4 protein-coding genes are annotated in these 7,430 nt (G+C 51.1%); all 4 read left to right on the top strand.

Features of this window, described 5'->3' with window-relative positions; all coding sequences use genetic code 11:
* The first annotated feature begins 156 nt into the window (after nucleotides 1–156).
* Nucleotides 157–2,016 carry an MASE3 domain-containing protein gene (locus MAMMFC1_RS05895; protein ID WP_126307317.1) on the top strand — a complete coding sequence of 620 codons (1,860 nt, stop codon included), beginning with the start codon at nucleotides 157–159 and terminating at the stop codon, nucleotides 2,014–2,016.
* A 220-nt stretch (nucleotides 2,017–2,236) separates the two neighbouring features.
* The gene (locus MAMMFC1_RS22615) at nucleotides 2,237–2,368 is read left to right on the top strand and encodes a hypothetical protein (protein ID WP_269471868.1); all 132 of its coding nucleotides are present in this window, start codon (nucleotides 2,237–2,239) and stop codon (nucleotides 2,366–2,368) included.
* Between the two features lie 29 nt (nucleotides 2,369–2,397).
* The gene (locus MAMMFC1_RS05890; protein ID WP_126307315.1) at nucleotides 2,398–3,675 is read left to right on the top strand and encodes a metallophosphoesterase family protein; all 1,278 of its coding nucleotides are present in this window, start codon (nucleotides 2,398–2,400) and stop codon (nucleotides 3,673–3,675) included.
* Complete coding sequence (locus MAMMFC1_RS05885; protein ID WP_126307313.1) at nucleotides 3,672–7,313, top strand: AAA family ATPase; 3,642 nt, start codon at nucleotides 3,672–3,674, stop codon at nucleotides 7,311–7,313. Before MAMMFC1_RS05890 ends, MAMMFC1_RS05885 begins: the two co-directional genes overlap by 4 nt.
* Nucleotides 7,314–7,430 lie beyond the last annotated feature (117 nt).

Below are 7,430 nucleotides of genomic sequence, written 5' to 3'. Positions count from 1 at the left end.
GATTTGCGAAGAGGCGTTTTGTGCTGTTACAGCCACATTTTTTGCAAGCTTGGTTAAGGCTGTTAAGGTTGCTAAGGTTGCCCCAATAAAAGCAGCCTGGGACAAATACGAAGGAGATTTATGATTTTTGACGAATATTGACAGTATTATTGATTCATGCTTAAAATTAAAGATATTCTATGCAAAGGGAAAGGCCATAACATGAATAATGATGCAAAACCGGGGAGTTATCCGCCGCCTCAACAAGACTCATTAATAAAAAGGTGGATTTATTATTTATTGGGAACCATCTTACTATTGACAGCCGGTTATATGGGTGTGAAAAACTTTTTGTTATTTCATGCTTTAACCGAAGGATTTACTATTGTGGTTAGTTTTTCCATTGCTTTTATTGTTTTTAATACTTACCAGAATCTAAAAAGCGATTTTATACCCATCATTGGAATTGCTTATGCCTTTGCCGGCATTTTTGACATATTACATACCCTTGCTTACAAAGGAATGGGGGTATTTCCGGATGACGTCGCCAACCTGCCGACGCAGATGTGGGTTATTGCCAGATATCTTGACAGTATTGGCATGCTTCTTGCCGGGATTTCTATAGGTAGAATTATCAAGCCTTTTTATGTACTAATTACTTATGCTGCGGCATCTGCCGTTATATTGCTGGCGGTGTTTAGCTGGCATACCTTTCCGCTGGCTTTTATCAACGGACAGGGACTGACCCCTTTTAAAGTATACAGCGAATACGCCATATGCCTTATTCTTATTGCCAGTATCATCTTACTGATGCGGCACAAACACCGGTTTCAGCCGCAAGTGTACCAGCCGCTGCTGATTTTTTTCGTTTTTTCCATCCTTACTGAGCTTTCATTTACTTTTTATAAAGTCGTAGCCGGCTGGGAAAGTGTAATCGGCCACATATTCAAAATAATTGCTTTTTTCTTTTTATACCGGGCGGTAGTAGTGACAAGTTTAAATGAGCCTTACGACCGGGTCCGCAACCAGGCGCGAGACTTACAGGAAATCAACGCGGCCCTAGAGGAGGAGGTTATGGAACGGCAGGCAGCCCAGGAATCACTGCGGCAAATGAATGCCGAGCTGGAGACTAAAGTAAATGAGCGGACCAGCCAATTACAAGATATTAATGCGGCATTGGAAGAGGAAATTGCCGAACGGCAGGCCATCCAGGAAGCACTTCTCGCTAGCCGGGACGCCCTCCTTGACAGTGAAGCCCAACTGAAGCATTACGCTGCTGAAATGGCGGAAACCAATAAGGAACTCAAAAATTTTGCTAATATTGTGGCTCATGATTTCCGTACTCCCATGGTCAATATGAAAGGATTTTCACGGGAACTGGGATATGCTCTGACTGAGTTGAAGCAAATCATTAACGGGGAGATGCCCCACCTACCGGAAGAATCCCGCCGCAAATTAGATGCGTTGCTTGAGAAGGACGTGCCGGACGCGCTGCAATTTATCCATTCCTCAGTGGACAGGCTGGACCGGATGCTTGCCGCCCTCTTAAAGTTGGCCCGGGAAGGCCGACGGGAGATAATTAACACAGAAGTTGACATGGGTAAACTTCTTAACGGGGTTTTACGGTCTTTCGAGCACCAGATTACCCAGAAAGGTATTCAGATAGAAGTCGGGCCGCTGCCCATCATCCAAACCGATTATCTGGCTATGGAGCAAATCATCAGCAATTTGCTGGATAATGCCATAAAATATATGAAACCTGACCGGCCTGGAAAAATCGCTGTATTCTGTACCGATAACAATGATGAATATCTGTTTAACTTTCAGGATAATGGACGTGGTATGGCTGCCGAAGACTGTGAGAAGATATTTGAGCTTTTCCGGCGGGCGGGAAAACAAGACGTGCCCGGAGAAGGTATGGGGTTAACCTATGTCAGGACGCTAATCCGTCAAATGGGTGGTAAGGTATGGTGCGAATCAGAACCGGGTGTTGGGACCCAAATAAAATTTACTTTACCGAAAAAGTTTTTTCATTAATCAATATTGTTAATGAAGAAGTCCCTTAAACCCGGTCAGGCAAGCATCAATGCCGTTGGTTATATGGAGCGCCAGCGGAAAAATGTTTAGGAAGAAGGCAGCAACACACATGAGTAACGGATTTAGCCCCATTAATTGGTGCAGTTCTAAGCCGGGACAAGATGGAACAGTCTTTGAAAATTAGCGAAAGTAATCAAGCCATACTGGAGAATAGGGAATAGTGCAGAATGCGATGGTGTACCTTCCGGAAAAAGCCCGCCAAAGAGTCGACGAGCTTTTAGCGAAGGACTTGCCGGAAGCGCTGCAGTTTATTGATTCTGCGGTAAGCAGAATGGATAAAATTAGGAAGTAAACAGTAAACACTGGAGGAAGAAGGAATCCATGAGGATTTTACATACTGCCGATTGGCACTTCGGCAAGACGATAGAAGGCCGGGACAGGGGTCCGGAACAGGAAGCTTTTGTGGAGGAGTTATGCGCAATTTGTCTTGACGAAGCTATTGATCTGGTGCTGGTGGCGGGGGACGTATTCCAAAGTCCCAATCCCAGCGCGGCAGCGGAGGAACTGTTTTATTACGCAATGGACCGCTTAGTGGATTACGGCCGCCGGGGGGTGGTGGTGATTGCTGGCAACCATGATAATCCGGAGCGTATCAGAGCTTCTTCGCCGCTGGCTGATAAGCTGGGCATTACCCTGGTAGGACTGCCGAAAGATATGCTTTATTCCTCCCGGCCGGCTGCCGGTGATAAAGTCCGGCGGATAAACGGCGGACAGGCCTGGCTGGAATTGGTTGTGCCGGGAGTGGAGCATGCGGCGGTTATTGCCGCTCTGCCATATCCGTCGGAAGGAAGATTGAAGGAACTGCTTACCGATTCCCTGGAAGACAGAGACCTCCGGCTGGAATATAATGAGCGAATTACAGCCTTACTGCGCCATATCGGCGGTAATTACCGCCGGGACACGGTCAATTTGGCTATGAGTCATTTATTTGTCCGCGGGGGGATTGAATCAGATTCCGAATACCAGATACAGGTTGGCGGGACATACGCTGTTGATCCGGCAGTATTTCCTGCCAACGTGCAATACGCAGCTCTGGGGCACTTGCACCGTCCTCAGTATGTCGGCGGGTCAGCTGCACCCATTCGTTATGCCGGTTCACCCTTGGCGTATAGTTTCTCGGAAGCAGGTTACAGCAAATCGGTTACTGTCGTAAACGTTTTGCCGGGACAAGCCGCCGACATACGGGAGATATTCCTGGCGTCAGGCCGGTCGCTGGTCAAATGGCGGGCCGACCGGGGACTGGGCCAGGTGCGGGATTGGGTTGCCGCCGGACGGGACCAAAATGCCTGGATTGATTTGGAAATTAGGCTTAGCATGCCGCTAACCATGGCGGATATTCAGGAACTTCGCGGCTTGCATCCCGGCTTTGTCAATATCCGGCCGGTGATGGTTGCGTCAGATAGTGACGAAGGCGCCCGGCGGGATAGGATAGAGGGATTGCCGATTGATCAGCTTTTTATTCGTTTTTATGAACAGGCCACAGGCGGGGCCAAACCTGACGATAAGTTGGTGGAGCTGTTTTTGGAACTGAGCCAGAACAATCCGGAAGACACGGCGGTTGAGGCTGAGGTAAAATCTAACGGGGAGGGACTATTATGAGGCCGCTCACATTGAAAATTGCCGGCCTGCACAGCTTTCGCGAAGAACAGGAGGTTCAGTTCGACAAATTGTCGGAACTGGGGGTTTTCGGCATATTCGGGCCGACAGGCAGCGGCAAGTCCACCATATTGGACGCTATAACGCTTGCTTTATACGGGGTGGTTGTCAGGGCCGGCCGCCGGACGCAAGGCATATTGAATCATGGCGAAAATCATCTCAAAGTCGCATTCACCTTTGCTTTACAGTCGGGCCAAACACCTAAGGTATATCGCGTGGAGCGGCGCTATGGCCGCAAGGATCAACTGGCCGTGACCAATACCTATAGCCGCCTTACGGAGATACTGGCTGACGGGAGCGAGACTGTCGCCGCCGATAAGGACAGGGAGGTCACGGAGCAGATAACCGCTCTCCTGGGGCTTAAAGAGGAGGATTTCACCCGGGCGGTGGTTTTGCCGCAGGGAAAGTTCGCCGAGTTTTTAAACTTAAGCGGCAAGGAACGGCGGGAAATGCTGCAGCGGCTGTTTTCGTTGGAGCAGTATGGCCATATTTTGACCAATCGGGTCAATGAACGGTTCAAAGCCGTTGAAACCGGCTATATTGAAGCCGATAGCGAGCAAAAAGGCTTGGGAGACGCATCGCCCCAGGCGGTGGCGGCTGCCGAAAGTGCTCTTATTGCGGCTAGACAGGCGGAAGTTAAATGCGCCGGCATACTGGCGGCGGTGCAGGTGCGGCATGCGGCAGCGGAAAAAATACATTCTTTGCAGGCAGAACTCCGGATTAAGGAGCAAGAACTTCAAGATCATCGTTCCCGAGAAGGGGAAATTGCGCACATTAACAAAAAGCTCGAGCTGTCAGCCAAGGCCGGTTCGGTTATGCCGGCAGCCCTGCAATATAAGGAGATACTGGCCGAGGAAAGAGCAGCCTGCAGTTTTAAGGAACAGGCCATCGCCAATATCAAGGCGTTAGCGGCAGAAATCCGGCAATTGGGAGACAACTACGAACAAGCCCGGCAAACCAGAATAGAGGCTGAGCCTAAGCTGGTGGAACAAAAAGCCGGGCTGGAGGCAGCGCTGCGTCTGGAACCGGATATAGTTCAGCTTGAGGGGGAAGTAAATAAGCTAGGGTACGATTTTGGCCGGAAAAAAAGGGCTTATGAGCAACACGTGCAGGAAATTAATATTCTTTCAGCGCGAAAGGACGAGATCACCAATCAGATACAGCAGGGAGAAGCCGGGTTAATCGAATTAACTGTGCCGGCGGAATATCGGCAACTTGTTCAAGCGGGTCGCGAAAAGGCGGCGGAAGCAGCGCGCAATATAGAAGTGCTTGAGCAGTCCCGGCTGGCTTTAACCCGGCGCCGGCAAGATTGTCAGCGAGCTGTGAAAGACAAAGCCCTTGCCGGCGAAAAGATGGAGCGAATTTCCAATCTCCTGCGCGAGAAGGAATCAGAGGCGGAAAGGATTCAGAAGGATTGTCCGGCTGGGGAGGAGGCTTTGGTTGAGCAGGAACTGCGCCTTGCCGGGTGGGGTAATCTGGTTGGCCAGTTATTGGACCGGACTGGGGAGGCTGAGGCTGAAAGCAGTCTGGTGCAACAAATAGACCGCGAGTTAAATGAAAATCGCCAGCGCCAAACTTACTTAGAGGAAGAAAAACAGAAAGCTACCCATCACCTGCAATTGCTGCAAAGGGAGCTGGAGTTGCAAGTGGCTACTGACAATTTGGCAGTGGCTGCCCGTCTGGCCGAAGGGCTGAAGGAAGGTGAGCCATGTCCGGTGTGCGGCTCCGTTCACCATCCGCAGCCGGCGGCGATATCAGATGCGGCAGCTACCGCTGCCGACAGGCCGGAACTGGAACAGGATATCGCCGCTATGCAGTCCCGCGTTGATGCAATCAACGATAATCTGGCTGAAACCGGCAACAGAATTATTGCTTTGGCGACCAAGCATGACTTGGTGGCGGCTAAGCTAAAGACCTTGCAAGATACGCTGCTGGCACTGACGGGAAAGCTGACAGCCGAATTATGTCTTGCGGGAGAATATACTTTACAACAGCTTCGTTCCCAAGTTGAGGCCGCCAGGAAGCAGCTTACTTACTCCAGAGGCCTGTTAAAAGAATGGAAAGCCAAAAGCGCTCAAGTACAAGAGCTTATAAGCGAATTGCGGGACACATTGGCCAAAACCGCAGCTGAGATGGCAGTAGCCGGACAGCGGGTGGAGATGACCCAGTCGGAGCTGGCTCTGGCCGAAGGAGAATTGGAAAAGATCCGGCAGGAATTAAGCCATTCGGTAACCGATCTTGCGGCCGCTTTACGCCAACTTGGCGTCGATATTTCACCGGCAGAAGATGCCCGTCAGGTAATAAGGCAGATGGCGGCGATTAGCGAATCCGTCTCCCGCCGGGATAAAACGGCGGAAGAATTGCAAATGAAAATAGCCGCTTTACGAAAAACCGGCGAAGATTGTCAGACAAAATTGGATCAGTTGCATAAAGAAGCTTCCTTCTGTCAGTCCGGCCTGGCGGCGCTAACGGCTCAGCGTAAGGCGGCAGAAGATAATCTTGCGGCCAGGAAGAAGGAACTTGGACAGATAACCCAGGGGATTCCGGTCAATGAACTAATTGCCAAAGTCAGTCAGGAACTGGCAATAGTCCGGCAGAATGAAGCCACAGCCCAAGAAACTTTTGAGCGGGCCCAAGAACTTTATAGCGAAGGGGAACAGTCCAAAGTCCGGGCCGAGACTCGCTGGCTGGATATTAGCCGCAGGCTGAAAGACAGTGATAATACATTGCAAGCGAAATTGGCGGCGGAAGGGTTTATTGAGCTGGCTGCGGCCGAGGCAGCTTTTCTGCCGCCGGCCGCAGCGGAAGAATGCAACCGGCAAGTGCAAGAATATCTTAGGGCTGAGCAAAAGCTGCTGGCACAACGGGAGCAAATTGTACGGAATCTTGCCGGTCGCCGGCTGACTGTTGGGGAATGGGAAAGTCTGGGGCAGGAGCTGCAGGCGGCAATGGACGGCAAAAACGCGGCGACAGAGCGGCGGGTAGAAGCGGATAAGGAATATAAAGACCTGGCAATCCGGAACCTGCGCTGGGCTGAACTGGAGAAATCCCGGGTGAGGTTGAAGGATCAGCTGGACTGTTTGCAAACATTAAAGAACCTCTTGCGCGGCAATGTGTTTGTCGAATTTTTAGCGCAAGAACAGATGGAAATGGTTGCCCGGCAAGCGTCTGAGCGGCTCAAGGAGATTACCCGGAACCGCTATGCTTTAGAACTGGCGTCAGACGGCGGTTTTCTCATTCGGGACGACGCCAACGGCGGGGTTAAACGGCCTGTAGCCACCCTCTCCGGCGGGGAGACCTTTCAGACTTCGCTGGCGCTGGCCCTGGCGTTGTCCACCCACATTCAGCTTAAGGGGAAATACCCGCTGGAATTTTTCTTCCTTGATGAAGGTTTCGGTTCACTGGATCAAAACGCGCTGGATGTGGCCATATCGACGCTGGAAAGATTGCACATGGAACGGATGACCATCGGTATCATCAGTCATATAGCCGAATTGCAGCAGCGGATGCAGCGCCGGCTTATGGTTGAGCCGGCCGAAACAGCCGGTCACGGGACGTGGGTTCGAATCGAGACAGCATGAGGGAGGCTGGTTGAAAACGCCCATCTGCGTCGTTGCCCGGGCTTTCGAGGTCCTCAACGTACACGATTCGTACGCCTCCGGCCTCGAAAGCCCGGGCGCCTAGCACCTGGACATTTT

The organism is Methylomusa anaerophila (assembly GCF_003966895.1).
Taxonomy (GTDB): Bacteria; Bacillota; Negativicutes; order Sporomusales; family Sporomusaceae; genus Methylomusa; species Methylomusa anaerophila.
This window is presented reverse-complemented; position numbering and strand designations above follow the sequence as displayed.